Origin of the sequence: Novosphingobium sp. BL-52-GroH, from assembly GCF_044813085.1 — a bacterium.
Classification (GTDB): Bacteria; Pseudomonadota; Alphaproteobacteria; order Sphingomonadales; family Sphingomonadaceae; genus Novosphingobium.
Genome location: NZ_CP171152.1, coordinates 578,181 through 599,496, shown reverse-complemented (window position 1 = coordinate 599,496; position 21,316 = coordinate 578,181). Strand labels below are relative to the sequence as shown.

General features: G+C 66.9%; 23 protein-coding genes and 2 tRNA genes. 15 read left to right on the top strand and 10 right to left on the bottom strand.

Translation table 11 applies throughout. The annotated features are described in order from the left end of the window. Positions 1-80 precede the first annotated feature (80 nt). From ACFFDA_RS15500 to ACFFDA_RS15475, 6 genes are all read left to right on the top strand, one after another. On the top strand, positions 81-1,385 hold the full coding sequence (locus tag ACFFDA_RS15500) for a 3-methyl-2-oxobutanoate dehydrogenase (2-methylpropanoyl-transferring) subunit alpha (protein ID WP_404481519.1): 1,305 nt from the start codon (positions 81-83) through the stop codon (positions 1,383-1,385). Beyond that, a complete protein-coding gene (locus ACFFDA_RS15495; RefSeq protein WP_404481517.1) occupies positions 1,385-2,437 on the top strand; it encodes an alpha-ketoacid dehydrogenase subunit beta in 1,053 nt (350 codons plus the stop codon). Before ACFFDA_RS15500 ends, ACFFDA_RS15495 begins: the two co-directional genes overlap by 1 nt. A 4-nt stretch (positions 2,438-2,441) precedes the next feature. Continuing rightward, positions 2,442-3,761 carry a dihydrolipoamide acetyltransferase family protein gene (locus ACFFDA_RS15490; RefSeq protein WP_404481515.1) on the top strand — a complete coding sequence of 440 codons (1,320 nt, stop codon included), beginning with the start codon at positions 2,442-2,444 and terminating at the stop codon, positions 3,759-3,761. A 9-nt stretch (positions 3,762-3,770) separates the two neighbouring features. Continuing rightward, positions 3,771-4,355 (top strand): YdeI/OmpD-associated family protein, encoded by a 585-nt coding sequence (locus tag ACFFDA_RS15485; RefSeq protein WP_404481513.1) that lies wholly within the window; start codon positions 3,771-3,773, stop codon positions 4,353-4,355. A gap of 258 nt (positions 4,356-4,613) precedes the next feature. Beyond that, positions 4,614-4,690, top strand: a tRNA-Asp gene (locus ACFFDA_RS15480). 121 nt (positions 4,691-4,811) lie between these two features. Next, a tRNA-Asp gene (locus ACFFDA_RS15475) sits at positions 4,812-4,888 on the top strand. A gap of 281 nt (positions 4,889-5,169) precedes the next feature. On the opposite strand, the gene ACFFDA_RS15470 is transcribed toward ACFFDA_RS15475, so the two are convergent. From ACFFDA_RS15470 to ACFFDA_RS15455, 4 genes are all read right to left on the bottom strand, one after another. Continuing rightward, positions 5,170-5,421, bottom strand: a complete 252-nt coding sequence (locus ACFFDA_RS15470; protein ID WP_404481511.1) for a DUF2842 domain-containing protein — start codon at positions 5,419-5,421, stop codon at positions 5,170-5,172. After that, complete coding sequence (locus ACFFDA_RS15465; RefSeq protein ID WP_404481509.1) at positions 5,418-6,080, bottom strand: 5-formyltetrahydrofolate cyclo-ligase; 663 nt, start codon at positions 6,078-6,080, stop codon at positions 5,418-5,420. The genes ACFFDA_RS15470 and ACFFDA_RS15465 overlap by 4 nt, the downstream gene beginning before the upstream one ends. A 154-nt stretch (positions 6,081-6,234) precedes the next feature. After that, a complete protein-coding gene (locus tag ACFFDA_RS15460; RefSeq protein ID WP_404481508.1) occupies positions 6,235-6,543 on the bottom strand; it encodes a cell division protein ZapA in 309 nt (102 codons plus the stop codon). A gap of 2 nt (positions 6,544-6,545) precedes the next feature. Next, positions 6,546-6,737 carry a hypothetical protein gene (locus ACFFDA_RS15455; protein ID WP_404481506.1) on the bottom strand — a complete coding sequence of 64 codons (192 nt, stop codon included), beginning with the start codon at positions 6,735-6,737 and terminating at the stop codon, positions 6,546-6,548. Between the two features lie 238 nt (positions 6,738-6,975). Here ACFFDA_RS15455 and tkt point away from each other — a divergent pair, with 238 nt between their 5' ends. The 6 genes from tkt (at position 6,976) to ACFFDA_RS15425 (ending at position 13,901) form a co-directional block, all read left to right on the top strand. Further along, positions 6,976-8,964, top strand: a complete 1,989-nt coding sequence (gene tkt, locus ACFFDA_RS15450; protein ID WP_404481504.1) for a transketolase — start codon at positions 6,976-6,978, stop codon at positions 8,962-8,964. A 16-nt stretch (positions 8,965-8,980) separates the two neighbouring features. After that, positions 8,981-9,988 (top strand): type I glyceraldehyde-3-phosphate dehydrogenase, encoded by a 1,008-nt coding sequence (gap, locus tag ACFFDA_RS15445; RefSeq protein WP_404481502.1) that lies wholly within the window; start codon positions 8,981-8,983, stop codon positions 9,986-9,988. A 61-nt stretch (positions 9,989-10,049) separates the two neighbouring features. Next, on the top strand, positions 10,050-10,481 hold the full coding sequence (locus ACFFDA_RS15440) for an MOSC domain-containing protein (protein ID WP_404481500.1): 432 nt from the start codon (positions 10,050-10,052) through the stop codon (positions 10,479-10,481). Next, positions 10,478-11,677: a phosphoglycerate kinase gene (locus ACFFDA_RS15435; RefSeq protein WP_404481498.1), complete on the top strand. Its 1,200-nt coding sequence runs from the start codon at positions 10,478-10,480 to the stop codon at positions 11,675-11,677. Before ACFFDA_RS15440 ends, ACFFDA_RS15435 begins: the two co-directional genes overlap by 4 nt. 146 nt (positions 11,678-11,823) lie before the next feature. Then, on the top strand, positions 11,824-12,912 hold the full coding sequence (locus ACFFDA_RS15430; protein ID WP_404481496.1) for an acyltransferase family protein: 1,089 nt from the start codon (positions 11,824-11,826) through the stop codon (positions 12,910-12,912). Between the two features lie 77 nt (positions 12,913-12,989). Beyond that, positions 12,990-13,901: a fructose bisphosphate aldolase gene (locus ACFFDA_RS15425; protein ID WP_404481494.1), complete on the top strand. Its 912-nt coding sequence runs from the start codon at positions 12,990-12,992 to the stop codon at positions 13,899-13,901. A 141-nt stretch (positions 13,902-14,042) separates the two neighbouring features. Here the strand turns inward: ACFFDA_RS15425 and ACFFDA_RS15420 are convergent, their stop codons facing one another. Beyond that, entirely contained in the window at positions 14,043-14,585 is a 543-nt protein-coding gene (locus ACFFDA_RS15420) for a hypothetical protein (protein ID WP_404481492.1), read from the bottom strand. Between the two features lie 110 nt (positions 14,586-14,695). Between ACFFDA_RS15420 and thiE the strand changes: the two genes are divergently transcribed. Then, positions 14,696-15,334, top strand: a complete 639-nt coding sequence (thiE, locus tag ACFFDA_RS15415; protein ID WP_404481490.1) for a thiamine phosphate synthase — start codon at positions 14,696-14,698, stop codon at positions 15,332-15,334. A 27-nt stretch (positions 15,335-15,361) separates the two neighbouring features. Here the strand turns inward: thiE and ACFFDA_RS15410 are convergent, their stop codons facing one another. From ACFFDA_RS15410 to npdG, 5 genes are all read right to left on the bottom strand, one after another. After that, positions 15,362-16,177, bottom strand: coding sequence for a sugar phosphate isomerase/epimerase family protein (locus tag ACFFDA_RS15410; RefSeq protein ID WP_404481489.1), 816 nt, complete (start codon positions 16,175-16,177; stop codon positions 15,362-15,364). After that, positions 16,177-17,097, bottom strand: coding sequence for a TIGR03619 family F420-dependent LLM class oxidoreductase (locus ACFFDA_RS15405; RefSeq protein ID WP_404481487.1), 921 nt, complete (start codon positions 17,095-17,097; stop codon positions 16,177-16,179). The genes ACFFDA_RS15410 and ACFFDA_RS15405 overlap by 1 nt, the downstream gene beginning before the upstream one ends. Before the next feature lie 248 nt (positions 17,098-17,345). Then, entirely contained in the window at positions 17,346-18,203 is an 858-nt protein-coding gene (locus tag ACFFDA_RS15400; protein WP_404481485.1) for an SDR family NAD(P)-dependent oxidoreductase, read from the bottom strand. Between the two features lie 44 nt (positions 18,204-18,247). Next, positions 18,248-18,853 (bottom strand): 2-phospho-L-lactate guanylyltransferase, encoded by a 606-nt coding sequence (cofC, locus tag ACFFDA_RS15395; protein ID WP_404481483.1) that lies wholly within the window; start codon positions 18,851-18,853, stop codon positions 18,248-18,250. Beyond that, positions 18,850-19,500 (bottom strand): NADPH-dependent F420 reductase, encoded by a 651-nt coding sequence (gene npdG / locus ACFFDA_RS15390; RefSeq protein WP_404481481.1) that lies wholly within the window; start codon positions 19,498-19,500, stop codon positions 18,850-18,852. Before npdG ends, cofC begins: the two co-directional genes overlap by 4 nt. A gap of 83 nt (positions 19,501-19,583) precedes the next feature. On the opposite strand from npdG, the gene cofE reads away from it, so the two are divergent. Then, positions 19,584-20,366 (top strand): coenzyme F420-0:L-glutamate ligase, encoded by a 783-nt coding sequence (gene cofE, locus ACFFDA_RS15385; RefSeq protein ID WP_404481479.1) that lies wholly within the window; start codon positions 19,584-19,586, stop codon positions 20,364-20,366. After that, complete coding sequence (gene cofD, locus ACFFDA_RS15380; protein WP_404481477.1) at positions 20,363-21,316, top strand: 2-phospho-L-lactate transferase; 954 nt, start codon at positions 20,363-20,365, stop codon at positions 21,314-21,316. Before cofE ends, cofD begins: the two co-directional genes overlap by 4 nt.

Sequence of the window (21,316 nt, the reverse complement as noted above, 5' to 3'; positions counted from 1 at the left end):
GTTTGAAATATTATGACCTAACCGTGGAATTTTGATACTCAAGGTTCTTGCGGCCCGACCTTGGCGGGAGAGCAATGAAAATGGCCGAAGGCCCCGTTAGACCTGGAACGCCGCGCGGCAATCTGCCGCCCTTGGAACTGTACGTACCCGAGCCGAAATACCGGCCCGGCGACGTGGTCGACTATTCGCATCTGCCAGTACCGCCCGCCGGCCTGCTGGCGCGGCCCGACGAAGCCTGCGCGGCCAGCGAGACCTGGCCCCTGACTCTCGACATGATCCGCGTGCTGGATGACAACGACCGTGCCATCGGCCCGTGGAACCCCGGGCTCGATGCGGAAACGCTGCGCCGGATGCTGCGCACGATGGCGCTGACCCGCGCTTTCGACGATCGCATGTATCGCGGCCAGCGGCAGGGCAAGACCAGCTTCTATATGAAGTCCATCGGCGAGGAGGCGATCTCGGTCGCGTGCGCGCTTGCCCTTGCGCACGACGACATGGTGTTCCCCACTTATCGCCAGCAGGGCATCCTGATCGCGCGCGGCTATCCGCTGGTCGACATGGTCAACCAGATCTACTCGAACCGTGCCGACCCGCTGAAGGGCCGCCAGCTCCCTGTGATGTACTCGGCCAAGGACTACGGGTTCTTTTCCATCTCGGGCAACCTCGCCACGCAGTTGCCACAGGCGGTGGGTTGGTCGATGGCGAGCGCGATCAAGGGCGACACCCGCATCGCCACCGCCTTCGTGGGCGAGGGATCGAGCGCGGAAGGCGACTTCCATGCGGCGATGACGTTCGCGGCGGTCTACAACGCGCCGGTGGTGCTCAACCTGGTCAACAACCAGTGGGCGATCTCCAGCTTCTCCGGCTTCGCGGGCGGCGAGCGCACGACGTTCGCGGCACGCGCGACCGGCTACGGCATCGCGGGCTTGCGGGTGGACGGCAACGACGCGCTGGCGGTCTACGCAGCCATGGAGTGGGCTGCCAACCGCGCCCGCGCGGGGCAGGGCCCGACGCTGATCGAACACTTCACCTATCGTGCCGAGGGTCATTCCACCTCCGACGACCCATCCGCCTACCGCTCGGCGCAGGAGCGCGAGGAATGGCCGCTGGGCGATCCGATCATGCGGCTCAAGAAGCACCTGATCGGCATCGGCGAATGGTCCGAGGAGCAGCAGGAGGCGATGGATCGCGAACTGGTCGAACAGGTGAAGGTCGCCACCAAGGAGGCCGAGAAGAACGGTGTGCTGGGCCACGGCCTGCACCATCCGTTCCACACCATGTTCGAGGACGTCTTCGAGGAGCTGCCCTGGCACCTGGAGGAGCAGGCGGCACAAGCCATCCGCGAGCGCGAGATCAAATGGCCGGAATGGAAGGAGCAGGGCTGATGCTCGAAGAACAACCCGTCAGCCTGTCCGAGGCTCCGACCCGGTCGATGAACATGATCGAGGCGATCAACGATGCGCTCGACATCATGATGGCGCGCGATCCGGACATCGTCATTCTGGGCGAAGACGTGGGCTACTTCGGCGGCGTGTTCCGCGCCACCGCCGGCCTGCAGAAGAAGTACGGCAGCAACCGCGTGTTCGATTCGCCGATCAACGAATGCGGCATCGTCGGCGCGGCGGTCGGCATGGCCGCCTATGGGCTGCGCCCGGTGCCGGAGATCCAGTTCGCCGACTACATCTATCCCGGCCTCGATCAGCTCGTCTCCGAGGCGGCTCGGATGCGCTATCGCTCGGCAGGCGAGTTCACCGCGCCTTTGACGATTCGCTCGCCCTTCGGTGGCGGCATCTTCGGCGGACAGACCCACAGCCAGAGCCCCGAGGCGATGTTCACCCACGTCGCCGGCCTCAAGACCGTGATCCCCGCGACCCCGCACGACGCCAAGGGCCTCCTGATCGCCGCGATCGAGGACAACGACCCGGTCATCTTCTTCGAGCCCAAGCGCATCTACAACGGACCTTTCGACGGCTACTACGACAAGCCCTCGCGCACCTGGAAGGGCCATCCGGGCGCGGACGTGCCGGAAGGGTACTTCAGGATCCCGCTCGGCAAGGCGCGGATCGTGCGCGAGGGGGCGGCGCTTACGGTGCTGTCCTACGGCACGATGATCCACGTCGCCGAGGCGGTGCTGGCCGAAAAGGGCATCGATGCCGAGATCATCGACTTGCGCACGCTCGTCCCGCTCGACATCGAGGCTGTGGAAAAGTCTGTGCAGAAGACCGGGAAATGCCTGGTGATACATGAGGCCACCCGCACGTCCGGATTCGGCGCCGAATTGTCCGCGCTCGTGCAGGAGCGCTGTTTCTACCACCTCGAAGCGCCGGTGGAGCGCGTGACCGGGTTCGACACGCCTTATCCGCACAGCCTCGAGTGGGCCTATTTTCCCGGTCCCGTCCGCATCGGCGAAGCGGTTGACCGCCTGATGAAGGACTGACCAGATGGGACGCTACATTTTCACGCTTCCCGACATCGGGGAAGGCATCGCCGAGGCCGAGATCGTCGCCTGGCACGTCAAGGTCGGCGATACCGTCGAGGAAGACGGCCGCCTGGCCGACATGATGACCGACAAGGCCACCGTCGAGATGGAGAGCCCGGTCTCGGGCACCGTCGTCGAAGTGGCGGGAGCGGAGGGCGACGTCGTCGCGATCGGCGCGCCGCTGGTGGTGATCGAGGTCGACGGCCTGGACGATGGGGCCGCCCACGACGCACCGGCGCCCAAGGCAGCCGTTGTCGAGGAGCGGATCGCGGTCGAGACGCCCGATGCGGGTGATGTCGACCGGGCGGTGGCCGTTGCCGGGCCTGAGCCGGAATCCCCGCCCGAGCCCAAACCCGCTCGGGCCGAACCTGTCGAAGCCCGGGCGGTCGCCCCATCGGCAAAGGTCCTTGCCAGCCCTGCGGTGCGGAAACGTGCGAAAGACCTCGGAATCGACCTCTCCGAAGTCCGCCCGGCCGAAGACGGGCGCCTGCGCCATGCCGATCTCGACGCCTTCCTCGCCTACAACGCCTCGGGCGGCTTCCAGCCCGCCGGCGGCAAGGGCAGGGACGAGCAGGTTCGCGTCATCGGCCTGCGCCGTCGCATCGCCGAAAACATGGCCGCATCGAAGCGCAACATCCCGCACTTCGCCTACGTCGAGGAGTTCGACGTCACCGCGCTGGAGGAAACCCGAGCACAGCTCAATGCAGGCCGCGGGCCCCATGCTGACGGGCGGCCAAAACTGACGATGCTGCCCTTGCTCATCACCGCGATCTGCAAGCTGATCCCCAAGTATCCGATGCTCAACGCGCATTACGACGACGAGGCGGGCGTGGTGACGCGCTACGGTTCGGTGCACCTGGGCATCGCGGCGCAGACACCGGGAGGCCTCATGGTCCCGGTGATCCGCGACGCGCAGGAGCGCAACCTGTGGCAGCTCGCAGCCGAGATCACGCGTCTTGCCCAAGCCGCGCGCGACGGGTCGGCCAAGTCGTCCGAGCTTTCGGGTTCGACGATCACCGTCACCTCGCTCGGGCCGATGGGCGGCGTTGCGACCACGCCGGTCATCAACCGCCCCGAAGTCGCCATCATCGGCCCCAACCGCATCGTCGAGCGGCCGATGTTCGTGAAGGACGCCAGCGGCGCCGAGCGCATCGAGAAGCGCAAGATCATGAACATTTCGATGAGCTGCGATCATCGCGTGGTCGACGGCTGGGACGCGGCGAGCTTCGCGCAGGATCTCAAGAAACTGATCGAGGCTCCGGCGCTCATTCTGGCGGGGTAAGGAGATGCCATGAGCCGGGACGCGCGTGTCGACGCCTACATCGCGGGGGCAGCGGCGTTTGCGCGCCCGGTTCTCGAACATCTGCGCGATCTCGCACACCGGGCTCTCCCCGATGCCGAGGAGGCGATCAAGTGGGGGATGCCGCACTTCCTGGTGAACGGCAGGAACGTGGCGGGCATGGCCGCCTTCAAAGCGCACTGCACGTTGGTGATCCACGGCGACGGCCGGCAGGGCGATGCCATGGGCCAGTTCGGCCGGATCACTGCGATCACGGACCTTCCCATAGAGTTGGTGCTTACGGCCAGACTCCAGGTCGCGCGTGACAGGATCGCGGCGAGGGGCACGGCGCAAAGAGGCGACGGCGTAAGGCGGCCGAAGCCCGAAATCCCCATGCCGGACGATTTCGCGGCCGCGCTGGATGCGATGCCGGCAGCGCGCCGGACCTTCGATGGCCTGGCGCCCGGACAACGCCGCGACTATCTCGAGTGGGTCACCGAGGCGAAGACCCTGGCCACGCGTGAAAAGCGCATGGCACAGTCGGTGGAATGGTTAGCCGAGGGCAAGAAACGCTACTGGAAGTACGAGAAGTGCTGACGTGAACGTTGCCGGACACCTGGTCTATGTAAGGCCATGAACCGGAAGCATCTGGGCCGCATGCGCAAGCGAAGAACAGCGCTTAAACGGCACCAGAATTTGCCCGGGCCGTCCGGGCACAATACGCCTCGATCAGATCGTCCCGCAGCCCTTCCACAGGCCGGTCGCAAAAAATCTGCGAGGCCCCGGCAAGGCGGTTGACAGCCCCGAGTGCCTGGCCTAGTGGCGGCGCTCCCAAGCGGACGCAACCGCAAGAACGCGGGTGTAGCTCAGTTGGTTAGAGTGCCGGCCTGTCACGCCGGAGGTCGCGGGTTCGAGCCCCGTCACTCGCGCCACTTGGGAATTTCCTTCTGCCACGGCAGCGGGAAGCATTCCATGCCCCTGACAAGGCAAGGAATTCCGGGTAACCGGAGACAATTCGAGGTCGGGCTTGTCTCGGCCTTTTTTCATCGCTGCGCGGGTGTAGCTCAGTTGGTTAGAGTGCCGGCCTGTCACGCCGGAGGTCGCGGGTTCGAGCCCCGTCACTCGCGCCACTTCCTTTAGGGGAAGTGGCAAATCGCCCAGCATGAAAACAGGTATGCCTTGTCGTCCCGGACTTGACCCGGGATCGCGGGCCTTCCCGGAGCTTAGCCTCTCCGATACATGCCCATCCAGATCGACTACGTGGCTTCCATCGCAGGCGCCGTCACTCTGAAATCGTGTCAGGGTTCCATGAAGAGGCAGGCGTAACTTTGCGCGACCCTCTGCATCTATAGCGGAAGGATTTGCGCAAGCTCGTCATTGGGACCGTGCGTAAACGCAAAGTGATCCCGCTCTACGGCGATTCGGTCGCCTCTGCAGGCACGCTCCAACGGCCGGTTTCCATCCACATCAGGTAGCGCTTGAGCGGAAAGATCCACACGATCCCCAGGACGACGTAGACCGGCGTCTGCGCCAGCGCGTTCCAAGTCCCGATCAGCGGTGGCACGAGGCTGGCGACGGCGATGCCGTAGACCCCCAGCGCGACGACGAGGGCAAGGACGCCGACCGGGATTCGCCAGGTCGGGGTTGCGCGCGGATCCGTCATGTCTCCTCCGCGGGTTGCATCTGGTATATCCGCGTCGGCGTCACCACGGCCGCGAGGGGGCGATCGTGGCTCTCGACAGGCAGGTCCTCGGCGATCTGGCAATCCCAGGCGAGGCCGATGGCGGGAACCTGGGGATGTGCCTCGAGCCAGCGGTCGTAATGCCCGCCGCCCTGGCCGAGCCGGTGGCCGGAAGTCGTAAAGGCCAGCAAGGGCACCACCACGAGGTCGGGGATCACCGCTTCGGCGTCCTTGCGCAACTGTTGCGCGCGCCACGGACCTGGGGACAGGGCGGTTTCGTCCCAAGGATTGTCCCAAATGCGGAATTCCATCGCGGCGGTGCGCGAGGCGAACCAGGGTAGGGCGACGCGGCGGCCGGTCTCGGCGAGCCATCGCGCCCAGCCGAGCGTCGGCGCCTCCGAGCCGGCGGGATGATAGACGCCGACGGTGGCGTTGACGGGAATCATCTCGACGAGCGGTGCAGGCGGCCGATTGAGCATCAGCGCGCGCAGTCCGGTGGGCAGGCCATCGACGTGCTCGGCCCTTGCCTGGCGGTAGGACCGCCTGAGTGCTGCTTTCGCATCGGCAAAGGGAATGGCGCCGGGAGAACCGGTCCCAGCGGAAGTGGCCTCGGGAGAAATGGGGGGTGACGGGTCCACCATGGGTCGTTTCCTAGAAATCCTCTGACGCCTCGACGTCAGGTGGGGACCATGTGCTTCGGACCAGGGTCCGGGCAGGGACAGCCCCCTTTGGATTGCTTATAGCCTCAGGGATGTTCGAACGGCACGTGCCGGGCAGATCCCGTCACGTCCCTATCTAGGCGCTTGCGGCCTCGCTCTCAAGGAGGGATGCGAGATTTTCGACATGCGATGCGATCCTGCCCAGCCTTTCGGCCAGTTCCGCGGGAATTTCAGGTGTCGACGGGCGGTTGCGCAGCTCGTGCAGCTCGTCGGCGAGCATCAGCGAGGCGAACAGCAGCATCCGCGTCTCGGTCTGCCCGGCGGCGCCGGATGCGGCGGCCTTCTCGTCGATCAGGCGGCCGAGGCGGGCGACGTGCGCTTCCTCGCCGTCCGCGCTGGCGAGAGTGAAGCTGCGACCGCCGATCGAGAGAGTGACGTTGCCCATCGTCAGGACTGTTCCCGTTCCGCCAGCAGCTGGTCGAGCCCGGCGAGCGATTGCGCCACGCAGGCCTTGAGGTCCTCGTGGCGGCGGCGCAGGTCCGCGTCCGGGCGGGTCTTGAAGCGGCGGGCAGCGGTTTCGATCCGCGCCAGCGCTTCCTCGATCCGGTCGAGGGCGAGCAGGGCAGGGGCCTCGTTCATGGTTTATCCGCTGGTCGCATAAGGGGCTCGTGGCAACCACTTGGCCACTTTTGTTCACAATCTTGTCACGCGTCTGCGATCGATTGATGGCCGGGGTGCGATGGACTGCACCTGCATCGCAATTACTACAGGCTGGTGGCGTGAAAACCGGCGCTGAACTTGACGGGACGCCGGCTCTCCCTAAAGGGGGTCGCAAGTTACGAATCGTCCCGCAATTCCCGTCTACCCGGAGCATCCCATGACCCTTTCCCCCGACCGCCTCGCGCCGATGGCCAATGCCATCCGGGCGCTGTCGATGGATGCGGTCCAGGCAGCCAACAGCGGCCATCCCGGCATGCCGATGGGCATGGCCGACGTTGCCACCGTGCTGTTCGCCAAGTTCCTCAAGTTCGACCCCGCCGCGCCCAAGTGGGCGGACCGCGACCGCTTCGTGCTGTCGGCTGGCCATGGCTCCATGCTGATCTACTCGCTGCTGCACCTGACGGGCTATGCCAGCCCGACGCTGGACGACATCCGCAACTTCCGTCAGATGGGCTCGGTCTGCGCCGGACACCCCGAGAACTTCCTGATCGAAGGCGTCGAGTGCACTACCGGACCGCTGGGCCAGGGCCTGGCGATGGCGGTCGGCATGGCGATGGCCGAGCGTCACCTCAACGCGACGTTCGGCGACGAGCTGGTCGACCACAACACCTGGGTCATCGCCGGAGACGGCTGCCTGATGGAAGGCATCAACCACGAGGCGATCGGCCTGGCCGGCACGCTCAAGCTGGGCCGCCTCAAGGTGCTGTGGGATAACAACAAGATCACCATCGACGGCGACACCTCGCTGTCGACCACCGAGGACATCGCGGCGCGCTACCGCGCTTCGGGCTGGGACGTGTTCGACTGCGACGGTCATGACTTCGCCGACATCGAGCGCGCGCTGGCGCAAGCCGCCGCTTCGGACAAGCCCTCGCTTGTGTCGTGCCGCACGCTGATCGGCAAGGGCGCGCCCAACAAGCAGGGCGGTCACGACGTCCACGGCTCGCCGCTGGGCGCCGCCGAGATCGAGGCCGCGCGCGAATACCTCGGCTGGACGTCGGCTCCCTTCGACATTCCGGCCGAGATCGGCGCGGACTGGCACCTGGTCGGCAAGCGCGGTACGGCCACGCACGACGAGTGGAACGCGCGTCTCGCCGCGAACCCCAAGGCCGCCGAGTTCAACCGCCGCATGGCCGGCGACCTTCCCGAGACCGACGGCATCCGCACGGCGCTGGCCGAGTGGCTTGCGGGCGATTCGACCGTCGCCACCCGCAAGGCTTCGGAGAACTGGCTCAATGTGCTGGCCCCCGCGATCCCGGAAATGATCGGCGGCTCGGCGGACCTCACCGGCTCGAACAATACCAAGGCCAAGTGCCAGACCCCGTTCACGCCTACCGACTACGCGGGCCGTTACGTCTATTACGGCATCCGCGAGTTCGGCATGGCCGCCGCGATGAACGGCATGGCGCTGCATGGCGGAGTGATCCCTTATGGCGGCACGTTCCTGATCTTCTCCGACTACTGCCGCAATGCGATCCGCCTGTCGGCGCTGCAGCAGACCCGCGCGATCTACGTGCTGACGCATGATTCGATCGGCCTTGGCGAAGACGGCCCGACCCACCAGCCGGTCGAGCACGTCATGTCGATGCGCCTGATCCCCAACCTCTACGTGTTCCGCCCGGCCGACGCGATCGAGACGGCGGAATGCTGGAACCTTGCGCTCGAAGCCAGGGAAACGCCTTCGGTGCTGGCGCTCACCCGCCAGAACCTGCCGCAATTGCGCACTTCGGGCGACATGCTCTCGGCCCGCGGCGCCTATACGCTGCGTAGCGCCGAAGGAGATCGCAAGGTCATCCTGATCGCCACCGGCTCGGAAGTCGAACTGGCCGTCAAGGTTCGCGACGCGCTTCAGGCCCAGGGCATCGGCACCGACGTCGTCTCGATGCCGTGCATGGAACTGTTCGCCGCCCAGGACGAGGCGTACCAGCGCGAAGTCCTGCCGCACGATCCCTCGATCCTGCGCGTGTCCATCGAAGCCGGCATCACGCAGGGCTGGGAACGCTACACCGCATTCAGCCGCAACGGCGGCCTGAACATCGGCCTGGACCGCTTCGGCGCGTCGGCCCCGGCCAAGGTCCTGTTCGAACGCTTCGGCTTTACCCCCGAAGCGATCGTGCCCAAGATTCTGGACAAGCTCAGCGTCTAACTAGGAGGAGAATTACATGGCGACCAAGGTTGCGATCAACGGTTTCGGACGTATCGGGCGCAATGTCGCCCGCGCCATTCTCGAGCGTACCGACCATGACCTCGAGCTGGTGTCGATCAACGACCTCGCGAGCGCCAAGGCCAATGCTCTCCTCTTCCAGCGCGACAGCGTCCACGGTCCGTTTGCGGGCACCGTGGAAGTCGACGGCGACGACCTGGTCATCAACGGCAAGCGCATCAAGGTGACCGCCGAGCGTGACCCGGCGAACCTGCCGCATGCCGCCAACGGCATCGACATCGCGCTGGAATGCACCGGCTTCTTCACCGACAAGGCTTCGGCCTCGAAGCACATCGAAGCCGGCGCCAAGCGCGTGCTGATTTCGGCCCCTGCCAAGGGCGTCGATCTCACCGTCGTCTACGGCGTGAACCACGACAAGCTGACCGCCGACCATCTGGTCGTCTCGAACGCCTCGTGCACCACCAACTGCCTGGCGCCGTTCGCCAAGGTCCTGCACGAAGCCATCGGCATCGAGCGCGGCCTGATGACGACGATCCACTCGTACACCAACGACCAGAAGATCCTCGACCAGATCCACTCCGACCCGCGCCGTGCGCGCGCGGCCGCGATGAACATGATCCCGACCAGCACCGGCGCCGCCGTTGCCGTCGGCCTCGTGCTCCCGGACCTGGCCGGCAAGCTCGACGGTTCGTCGATCCGCGTTCCGACCCCGAACGTCTCGGTCGTCGACCTGACGTTCGTGCCGAGCCGCGACACCACGCTCGAGGAAGTGAACTCGCTGCTCAAGGCCGCTGCAGAAGGCGAGCTGAAGGGCGTGCTGGGCTACACCGACGAGCCGCTGGTCTCGATCGACTTCAACCACGACGCCCACTCGTCGACCATCGACAGCCTCGAGACCTCGGTCCTCGAAGGCAAGCTGGTGCGCGTGCTGTCGTGGTACGACAACGAGTGGGGCTTCTCCAACCGTATGGTCGACACGGCCGGCGTGATCGGCGGCCTGCTCTAAGACCCGAATGGGGACGGGCCACCTTATCGGCATCGCGCGGAGGGCCAGGCCCCGAGCGCCGATGGAGGAATTGCGGTCCGTCGCCGTTACTGCCGCCGCGGGAGTCCAGGGGGACTTTCGCGGCGCGGTGCGTCAGGGGAAGAAGCCGCGCCGCCAGGTCTCCCTGATGGAGATCGAAAGCTGGCGCGCGGCGCTGGACGAATTGACTATCTGCGGGGGCCTGTTCGGTTTCGACGTGCCGCCATGGCATGCGCGCCGGGCGAACCTGCTGGTCGAGGGACTGCGTGTCCCCCGGGAAACCGGCTATGTCCTGGCGATCGGCAAGACCCTGCGCATCGAAGTCACGATGGAATGCGATCCGTGCAGCCGCATGGAGGAAGTGGCACAGGGCCTCAAGGGGGCGCTCCTGCCGGATTGGCGGGGCGGCGTCCTGGGTACGGTGCTGGACGACGGCGAGATCGCCCTGGGCGACGAGATAAGGATCGAAAGATGAGCGCTTTCAAGACTCTGGACGACCTTGGTGACGTGAATGGCAAAGTCGCGCTGGTGCGCGTCGACCTCAACCTGCCGATGCAGGACGGCGCCATCACCGACGACACCCGTATTCGCGCGGCACTGCCGACGATCCTCGAACTGTCGGGCAAGGGCGCCAAAGTGCTGCTGCTGGCCCACTTCGGACGCCCCAAGGGTGAGCGATCGTCGACCCTGTCGCTCTCGATGGTGGTCGGAGCGGTCGAGAAGGCGCTCGGCAAGGAAGTGATGTTCGTCCCCGAGGTCGCCGGTCCGGTAGTCGCGCAGTCGGTCGGCATCCTGCGGGCCGGCGACATCGCGATCCTGGAGAACACGCGCTTCTGGAAGGGTGAGGAAAAGAACGACCCCGAACTCGTCGCCGCGATCGCCGCCAATGCGGACTTCTACGTCAACGACGCCTTCTCCGCCGCGCACCGCGCCCACGCCACCACCGAAGGCCTTGCCCGCGTGCTTCCCGCCTATGCCGGCCGCTCGATGCAGGCTGAACTCGAAGCGCTCGAAAAGGCGCTCGGCAACCCGGTGAAGCCGGTCGCTGCGGTCGTCGGCGGCGCCAAGGTGTCCTCCAAGCTCGACGTGCTCAAGCACCTCGTCACGCTGGTCGACCACCTCATCATCGGCGGCGGCATGGCCAACACCTTCCTCGCCGCCAAGGGCGTGGACGTGGGCAAGTCGCTTTGCGAGCACGACCTGACCGACACCGCCAACGAGATCCTCGCCAACGCCGAGGCTTCGGGCTGCACCGTGCACCTTCCCTACGACGTCGTCGTCTCGAAGGAATTCGCGGCCAACCCGCCGTCCTTGCGTACCTGCAACGTCCACGAGGTCGAAGCCGACGAGATGATCCTCGACGCCGGCCCGGCGGCTGCCGAAACCCTGGGCGACGTGCTCAAGACCTGCCGCACGCTGGTGTGGAACGGCCCGCTCGGCGCCTTCGAGATGGCACCCTTCGATGCCGCCACCGTGGCGCTGGCCAGGACCGCGGCGGCGCTGACCGTCGAGGGTTCGCTGGTCTCGGTCGCGGGTGGCGGGGATACCGTCGCGGCGCTCAACCATGCTGGCGTGGCGCAGGACTTCACCTATATCTCGACGGCCGGCGGCGCTTTCCTCGAATGGATGGAAGGCAAGGAACTGCCGGGCGTGGCGGTGCTTTCGGCTTGAGTTCATCGTCGTCCCGGATCTGATCCGGGACCGTGGCGGTCTTCGGGCGTTTCCTTGCGCCGAGTGCCTGGCCGATGGCTATTGCTTCAAGGACTGCCCACGATCCCGGACCAGATCCGGGACGACAAGAGAAAAATGCGCCGCGCATGACCCAACGTGATTCATCCACCCCGCCCTGGCACGGGCGCCACGTCACCCTCGACGGAATGCGCGGTATCGCCGCGCTGGCGGTGGCGTTGTTCCACTACAACATCTCGCAGGCGCCTCACGGCTACGTTGCGGTCGATTTCTTCTTCGCGCTGTCCGGGTTCGTGCTGTGCAAGACCTACCTGCCGCGCTGGCAGGCGGGACTGACGACCTGGGCATTCATGAAGCAGCGGGTGATCCGGCTCTATCCATTGTTCCTGGTGGGCATCGTCGTAACCACGCTCTCGGCGATCTCGAACCACTTCACCGGGCAGGGCGACGTCTACAGCTACGGGATGATGGCGCGTGCGCTGCCGTTCAACCTGTTGATGCTGCCCTCGCCGGTGACCAACACGCTGTTCCCGCTCAACGTGCCGGCGTGGTCGCTGTTCTTCGAGCTGGTGGCCAACCTGGGGCTGCTGCTGGTGCTGTTCCGGCTGCCCCGGATCGCCCTGTTGGCGCTGACCATGGCGGCGGCGTGGTGGTTCTCGCTTGCGGTACTGGCGAACGATGGCGGCAATCTCGGTGCGGTGTGGCACCAGGTCGGCATCTCGATGGTCCGCACGACCATGTCGTTCACCGCCGGCGTGCTGCTGGCGCGCCTGCCGCTGCCGACCGTGCGCCGCGCCGGGTGGCTGGGTATCGCATGTCTTCTGGCCATCGCCGCGATGTTGATGGCGAACCTGGCCTCGGTGCCCGACGCTTACTACGATCTCGTTTGCAGCATCGTCGTTTCGCCTCTGCTGGTGTGGCTTGGTGCCCGCTGCGAGCCGTCGCGCGTGCTGGCACCGGCCGCCTGGTTCCTGGGTGAGATTTCCTACGCAGTCTATGCCGTGCACTGGGCCCTGATGGAGCCCCTACGCTACTTCAAGGACGACCTCGGCTACGATCCCGTACTGATGGGAATAGTCTACCTCGCGTGTTGCGTCGCGCTGGGGTGGGCTGCCGTGCGCTGGGTCGACGTCCCGATGCGGGCGAAGATCGGTGCCATGTTGCGCGAAAGGGCCTTGCGCGCCCTGCCGCTGAAGGAGAGCGCCGCGACGAACTAAGCCATGCCGCAGTTGCGAAATAAGGGGTCGCAGCGTAGGTTCCAATTCAAGTGCTGAACAACTCAGGAGGAGAAACCATGCAGTATTCAGACATGACCGCCAAGGTGGCCGAAGGTGACGGATTTATCGCCGCGCTCGACCAGAGTGGCGGTTCCACCCCCAAGGCCCTCGCGGGTTACGGGATCGAGGATGGCGCATGGTCGAGCGAGGAGGAGATGTTCGGCCTGATCCACGAAATGCGCGCGCGGATCATTTCGTCACCTGTATTCACGGGTGAAAAGGTCCTGGGGGCCATCCTGTTCGAGCGCACCATGGACGGCCTCGTCAATGGCGTGCCGACCCCCCAGGCGCTGCTCGCCAAGGGCGTGGTGCCCTTCATCAAGATCGACAAGGGTCTTGAGGACGAGGCCGACGGCGTCCAGCTCATGAAACCGAACCCGACGCTCGACACGCTGCTGGCGCGGTCCAAGGCGCTCGGCGTGTTCGGCACCAAGGAGCGCTCGGTCATCAACTCGGCCAATCAGGCCGGCATCGCCGCCGTGGTCAAGCAGCAGTTCGAGATCGGCCTGCAGGTTCTCTCGCACGAGATGATGCCGATCATCGAGCCCGAGGTGAACATCAAGAGCGCGACCCGCGCCGAGTGCGACACGATCCTGCTCGCCGAGATCCTCAAGAATCTCGACGAGCTGCCCGAGGGCAAGCAGGTCATGCTCAAGCTCTCGCTGCCGGTGGTGCCGGGCACGTTCGACGCGCTGGTCGATCATCCCAAGGTCCTGCGCGTCGTCGCGCTGTCGGGCGGCTACGCACGTCCCGAGGCTTGCGTCGAGCTGTCGAAGAACAAGGGCATCATCGCCAGCTTCAGCCGCGCGCTGCTCTCGGACCTGCGCTCGCAGATGAGCGACGAGGAGTTCGACGCGTCGCTGGGCGAGGCGATCGACGCGATCTATCTGGGTTCGACCCAGAAGGTGGAAGCGACGGCCGCGGCCTGATCTTCCTGCTGATTTGCAATGCGAAGGCGGTGCCCCTGCGGGCGCCGCCTTTTTCCTGTCGGTGGTGGAGGGCGCGATCCGTCACTTGGCCATGCCGTCGTCCCGGCCTGCCTTGACGAAAAGGCCGGGAACGACGGGGCTTCAATACCCGCCCATGAACCGGAAGCCGAAACGGTAGTCCGCCGCCTTCACCGAGCCGTGATTGTTTCCGCCGGCGACCTTGTCGGGCCGGACTTCGACCAGTTCCAGCGTGCCGTCCGCAACGGTGATCGGCTTGCCCGACGTGAGTTCGACTGTCCCGCCGGTGCCGCTCTCGATCCGAACCCGCAGGCGCAACTGGCCGGCCCAGACGCAGCGGGCGTTCATCGGGCAGCGGCTGTCCTCGAGCACTTCGAGCGGGGTCAGGCGCGGGCCGTCAACCGTCACGGTCTGGCCAAGCGCGGCATAGGTGAGCGAGGCAGCCGGCTCGGGTCGGCTGCGCGGTGGAGGCATCTGCGGCGGCGGCGTGTACGGCGCCGCGGGCGCGTAGACAGGCGCCGGGGCGGGGCCAGGCGCAGGTTCGGCTGGGGGCGCATATTGCGGGGAATAGGCCGGCTGGGTCCGCGCGGCGTCTGCAGCCGGGATGATGGTGCAGCCGGTCAGCGCGAAAGCCGCCGTTACGGCAAGTGCGATTGGGGTCCTCATGGCGCACGAAGCAACACGTTCGCGCCTGAATGGTTCCGGAACGCTAGGGGCCAGAATGCTTGGCGCCAGAATGCTTGGCGGACGCGCCCTGCGCGGCTACAGCGCGCAGCATGACTGATGAAATCCCCCGCGAACCCACGCAGCTCTACCTGATCTCGCCACTCGACGTCGGCGGGGCCTTTCCCGACCGGCTCGCCCGTGCGCTCGATGCCGGGCCGATCGCCGCGTTCCAGTTCCGCGTCAAGGACATCGACCAGCACGAGGCCGCACGCCTGGCCGAGCCGCTGCTGCGCGTCTGTTCGGATCGCGAAGTCGCCTTCATCGTCAATGATTCGATCGGTCTCGCCAAGCGCCTCGGCGCCGACGGGGTCCATCTCGGGCAGGACGACGGCTCGATCGAGGAAGCGCGCGATGCACTGGGCCGCGACGCGCAGATCGGTGTGACCTGCCACGACAGCCGCCACTTCGCCATGGAAGCCGGCGAAGCGGGTGCGGACTACGTCGCTTTCGGGGCGTTCTTCCCGACGACCACCAAGGAAACCAAGCATGTCGCCGGGCTCGACCTGCTCGAATGGTGGCAGGGGATCTTCGAGATTCCCTGCGTCGCCATCGGTGGCATCACGCCGGACAACTGCGCGCCGCTGGTGCGCGCCGGGGCGGACTTCCTCGCGGTGTCGGGCGCAGTATGGAACGGTGACGAGGAAGCGGCCGTGCGCGCCTTCAACGCGGCGATCAAAGCGGAGTTCTGAGCGACCGTCGATCGCCTTGGCGGCAATTCAGGCGGCCTCGTCCAGCAGAGCGCGGGTAGCCGCGATGATCGGTGACAGGCGCTGGACAGGACCGATGCCGGCGGCGGCCTTGCCCGCTTGCGGCACTTCGATACCGATGGTGCAGCCGGGCGGGGTTGCCGCGAGCAACCTGGCCAGAGGCAGGTCGCCTTCGCCCGGGCCGAGCCGATCCTCCCGCGCTTCCTGCCCGTAATCAGGCGTTCGCGCAGGCATCGGCACGTCGCAGACCTGGACGTAGCCGATGCGGTATGGATCGGCGGCGGCCAGTTCGTCGACCGTGCTGCCGCCGCGAAAGAAATGCATCGCATCGACGAGCACGCGCGCCGCATCCGATCCGCAGGCGTCCACGAAATCTAGGGCCTGTGCGAACGAGGCCGGCGGCATCAGCGGCAGGAACTCGACCGTCGCCAGCATCCCGCATTCGCGCGCCATCTCGGCGAAGCGGCCGAAGGGTTCGGGCGAACTCGCCATGTTCACCGCATTGACGACCGGGGCGCCCAGTTGCGCGAACAGGTCGAGCAAGGGCGCCAACGTTCCGGTATCCAGCCCGTCGCGAAGGAGGAAGCCTTCGCCAAGCGAGACCTGCACCCCGGTATCGGCCATGGCCGCCAGCGTCTCGCGCCGCAGGGCCGGATCGGCCAGCAGGTCCCAGTCGGGATAGGCGTGCGGGTTGGCAGTGATCGGTCGGGGCGAAAGGCCGATGCGCCCGATGCCCAGCTCCTGCGCAAGGCGCACGAACTCGACCGGCGGCAGGCCGAGCACGCTGATGAACTCGATCGCGAGGCGGTCGGCGCTTGCCGGCATCAGAAGTCGATTCTGGCGATCACGTCCTCGCCGAACTTCTGCGCCTGCTCGAGGTATTCGGCGCGGGTCTGCGTGTAGATCGTCGCCCCCGAGCCGTCGACGCCGAGCGACTTGAGGTTGGCGAAGTGGTCCAGCGCCTCCTGTGCGTTCCAGCCCGCCTTCACCGAGTAGGTGGATGAGGCGATGACCTTGGGCGGAACCTCGCGGCCCACCTTGACGCAATGCTCGGCCATGTAGGCGATGGCGGCGAGGATGTCGTCGTCGCCCTCGAGGTTGGCGGTGCGGGCCGTGTCGGTGATCGCCTTGGGGACGAAGAAGGGGTGCCAGGCGTCGCCCAGTTCTACTGCCCGGCGCAAGGCGCGCTTGGAGTTGCCGCCCACCAGCAGCGGCGGGTGCGGGGTCTGCAGGGGGGTAGGCAGCACGCGGTTGCCGAGTGCGGTGTAGCCATTGCCCTCGAACGCGAAGTCCTCGCCCGTCCAGGCCAGCTTCATGGCCTTCATGTATTCGTCCATGATGTCGTTGCGACTGTCGAAATCGACGCCGAGCGCCTTGTATTCCGCCTTCATGTAGCCCGCGCCCAGGCCCAGGATCACGCGCCCGCCGGTGAAGTGGTCGAGGCTGGAGACGGCGCGCGCGGTGATGAACGGGTTGCGATAGGGCAGGACGAGGATGTTGGTCTGAAGCCGCAGGGTGGTCGTCGCCGCACCCAGCATCGAGAGCATCACGAACGGGTCCTGCGCATAGTGCCCGCCATTGTCGAGCCAGCGCGAGGAGGGCACCGGATGGTCGGTGACGGTGCCGGCATGGAACCCTGCCGCCTCGACCGCCTTGGCGACCTGATGCAGCGCCTCCATGGTGCCCCACTCCTGCGGCTTGTCGATGTGGTCGAAAGGCAGGCTGGTGCTGAGGGTGAAGGTCATCGCGTGTCCGTTCGGTTGTCGTGGTCTATCGGTCGGGGGCGTGCAGGGCTCGGTATCGCTTCCCCGTCACGCTGAACTTGGTTCAGGGTCCATCGTTCTGCGAGCGCCCCGGGCTGCGGCCGTAGGAAGCCCGCGCGGTGCCGTGGCACCAGCCGTCGGCTCGCGCTGGGGAGTGGGTCCTGAAACACGTTCAGGATGACGAGTTTTGTGGGGATGGGTCGTGGTCGGAAGGACAAGCGCGCCATGCCCTATTCCGAGACTTCCGGCGGCAGCACCCACCGGTCATCGCGATCGCGCACCCAGCCGCCCGAAGCCCACGAGCCGCCGTCGACGGGGATGATCGTGCCCGTCACGTAGCTGGCCATCGGCGAGGCGAGGAACACCGCGACGCGTCCGCATTCCTCGTCGATCCCGGCCCGGCCGGCGGGGATGCGCTTGCGGATGCCTTCGACTTGCGCGGCGCTGGGTCGATGCCAGACGCTTTCGTCGACCGGGCCGGTGAACTGGCCTCGCGTACCGGGGGTCACCGTATAGTCGGGTGCGATCGTGTTGACGCGGATGCCGTGCTCGGCGAATTCGAGGGCAAGGGTGCGCGTCAGGTTGTTTATGCCCGCCTTGCATGCGGCATAAACGGCATAGCCGGGGGCCGCGCGGCTCGCCTCGATGCTGGTGACGTTGACGATCGCGCCGCCACGCTTGCCGGCGATCATCACCGGGACCACGGCCTGCGTGGCGGCGAGGTTGCTGACGAGATTGAGGTCGATGTGCCGCCGCCAGTTCTTCTCGGCAAGGTCGAGGAAACCGCGCCGGGTTACGCCGCCTGCATTGTTCACCAGCACGTCGAGCCTGCCGAAGGTGTCGGCGGCCTTCGCCACGGCATCCTGCAGTACCGCCACGTCCATGACGTTGCCGGGGATGCACAGGGGCCGGCGGCCGCGTTCCTCGACCATCCGCGCGACTTGCTCGCAGCGCTCGGGCACCGCCTCGATGATGGCGACGTCGGCGCCCATGTCGGCCATGCCCAGCGCGATGGCGCGGCCTATGCCGCCGCCGCCGCCGGTCACGAAGGCCACCTGTCCGGTCAGGTCGATGTCGCTAGCCTGCACTGTCCCTCTCCGCCGTGTGGTGCCGTGCTCGGCATCCGTCCGCCTCAGGTCGTGAGGCTGAACATGTGTGCAGCATCAGCGAGATCGCCGGGCTCGTCTATGTCTTTCTCCAGCCCCGGCGCGGTGATCGTCACCGCGTTCAAGCCGAGGATCGCCACCTCGTCGGAGTGCCTCGCGGCGCTGTCGAGGCCGAAGCGGAAGCGGAAGCCCGCGGCTTCGGGCAAGGGCAGCGACAGGGCATTGGTGCCGCACCCGTGCCGGTCGGGCGCGATGCCGATGCAGCCGGGCGGGACGTGCGCCAGCCGCACCACGTCGGCTGCGGCGAGGCAGGGAAGGTCGGCGGGGATGACGATCAGGCGGGCAGGGGCATCCTTCCGTCCAGCCACTTCGGCAAGCGCATGGGCCAGCGCGGCGTTGAGCCCGCCGCCGGCATCCTCGATCCGTTCGAGGTTCGCGACGACGCCCGCGCGCGCGGGCCCCACGGCGAGCGTGCGGGCGACCGTCCTCTCCATTTCCGCGACGACATGGGCCAGCATCGCCTCGACCAGCCAGTCGCGCTCGCCTGCGGACAGCACGCCGGCGAGGCGGGTCTTGCCCGCCCCCCGCCCCTTGATCGGGATGAGGGCCCAGGTGGCCGGAGCTGGCGTCACGGGATCGCCGGAGCCTCCGCCAGGTTGGTGAAGCGGATACCGGCGCCGTCGCCCTTGTAGGTCTTGTTCATGTAGATGAGGATCGAGGTCAGCGCCTCGGCCGCCGCCGAATTGGCGAGCGCGCCCCCCGACAGCCCGCGAATCCCCATGCCCGGGCACAAGTCGACCACGACCTTGCGGGCCTCGATATCGTCCGAGAACACCAGCACGTCGCAGTCGATCGCATGATCGGAATCGAGGTGGTGTGCCGACACGTTGTGGAACGCCGTCACCAGCCGCACGTCGGGGCCGAGGTGCTCGCGCGCCTGCAGCGCGGCGCTGCCCTCGGCAGGAAGCTGGACGCGCATCACCTTGGGAGGAACCAGCGGCACGGTGGTGTCGACCACCACCGCCTCGCCGACGCGTCCCCTGATCTCCCCGAGCGTGTCGCCCTGCGAGGCATGGGGCACGGCGACGATCACCACGTCCTTGCCCTCGGCCGCATCGGCATTGGCGGCGTAACCGGCGGCGCCCAGTTCCTGCGCCGTCGTCTGTGCCTTTTCGGCCGAGCGCGAACCGATCGTGACCTGATGCCCGGCCGCCACGAGCCTGCGGGCGATCCCCTTGCCCAGCGCTCCCGTACCGCCGATGACTGCGATGTTGGCCATGATGCTTAGTCTCTCCCATGAATTTTTGGCGCTTGCGATTGTCGGCGACGGCGGTGGACGTATGGTGCGGGCCGGGAGGATCGATGACCACAATTCCAGAACTTACCGTGCGCCCGCTGCCCGGATTGCCCATGTTCGCGCCGGGCATGTCGATTGCGCAAGCGATTTGCACCGCGCTTGCCGCCGCCGGGGACGCCTTACGCGACGGCGATATCTGCGTGATCGCGCAGAAGATCGTCTCCAAGAGCGAGGGGCGCACCGTGGACCTGGGCCAGATCGAGCCCGGGGCGGCGGCCGCGGATCTCGCCGCGTGCACCGGCCGGGACCCGGCGATGGCGCAGGCTATCCTCGACGAAAGCGCGGAGATCATGCGCCCGCACCCCGCCGCGATCATCGCCCGGCACAGGACGGGGCACGTCCTTGCCAATGCCGGGATCGACGCCAGCAACGTCGAGGGGGCGAATGCCGGCATCGTGCTGCTCTGGCCGGTCGATCCCGACGCTTCGGCGCGTGCGATCCGTGCCGCGCTGAAGGAGGAGAGCGGCGCGCGTGTCGCCGTCGTCATCGCCGATTCCATGGGCCGTGCCTGGCGCATCGGCACCGTCGGCACGGCGATCGGCTGCGCGGGGCTGACCGTGCTGGAGGATCGGCGCGGCCGGGCGGTCGACCTTTACGGGCGTACCTTGCAGGCGACCGTGATCGCGATAGCGGACTCGGTCGCGGCGATGGCGGCACTGGCGATGGGCGAGGGCGACGAGGGCACCCCCGTCGCCCTGGTGCGCGGCGGCGCGCGCTGGACCGGTGACGCAGACGGACCCGGCGCGGCCAGCGGGTTGCGGCCGATAGAACAGGACATGTTCCGATGACGAAGAAGCACGTTCTGGCGCTGTCCGGCGGGGTTGGCGGGGCCAAGCTGGCGGCGGGGCTGGCGGCGGTGCTCGCGCCGGAAGACCTGACGATCGTCGTCAACACCGGCGACGATTTCGAGCATCTCGGCCTGACGATCTGCCCGGACATCGATTCCGTCACTTACGCGCTCGCCGGCCTCAACGATACCGTGCGCGGCTGGGGTGTGAAGGACGAGACCTGGCAGGCCATGGCGATGTTGCGCGGCCTCGGCGAGGCGGACTGGTTCAACCTCGGCGACCGCGACATGGGGATGCACATCGCCCGCTCGTGGCGGCTGCGGAAGGGTGAGACGCTGTCGCAGGTGACTGCCCGGCTGACGCGCAATCTCGGTATCGCGCACGCGATAGTTCCCATGAGCGACGCTCCCTTGCGCACCCAGGTCGGCACGGCGGAGGGGTGGCTGGACTTCCAGCGCTACTTTGTCGCCGAGCAGTGCCGCCCGGTCGCCACGGGGGTGCGTTTCGAGGGTGCGCCTGGCGCCGCGCCGTCGCCCGCCTTCGCCGCTGCACTGGCGCGCGAGGACCTCGGTGCGATCGTCGTATGTCCCTCGAATCCGTACCTCAGCGTCGATCCGATCCTCAGCGTGGACGGAGTGCGCGCGGCGATAATGGCACGGCGGGTGCCGCTCGTCGCGGTGTCGCCGCTGGTGGGGGGAACCTCGCTCAAGGGGCCACTCGCCAAGCTGCTAGGGGAACTGGGCAAGCCGGTAAGCAATGCCTCGATCGCCGATCACTACGGCGATCTTCTCGATCACCTGGTGATCGACGCGGGCGATGCGGATGATGGGGGGGACTTGCGAGGCCGCGGGCTTTGCGTCACCGTTACGCCAACAGTCATGTGCGACGCCGAGGATCGGGAGCGGCTTGCGCGCGTAGCACTGACCGCAGCCCGTATCGAAACAGGATGA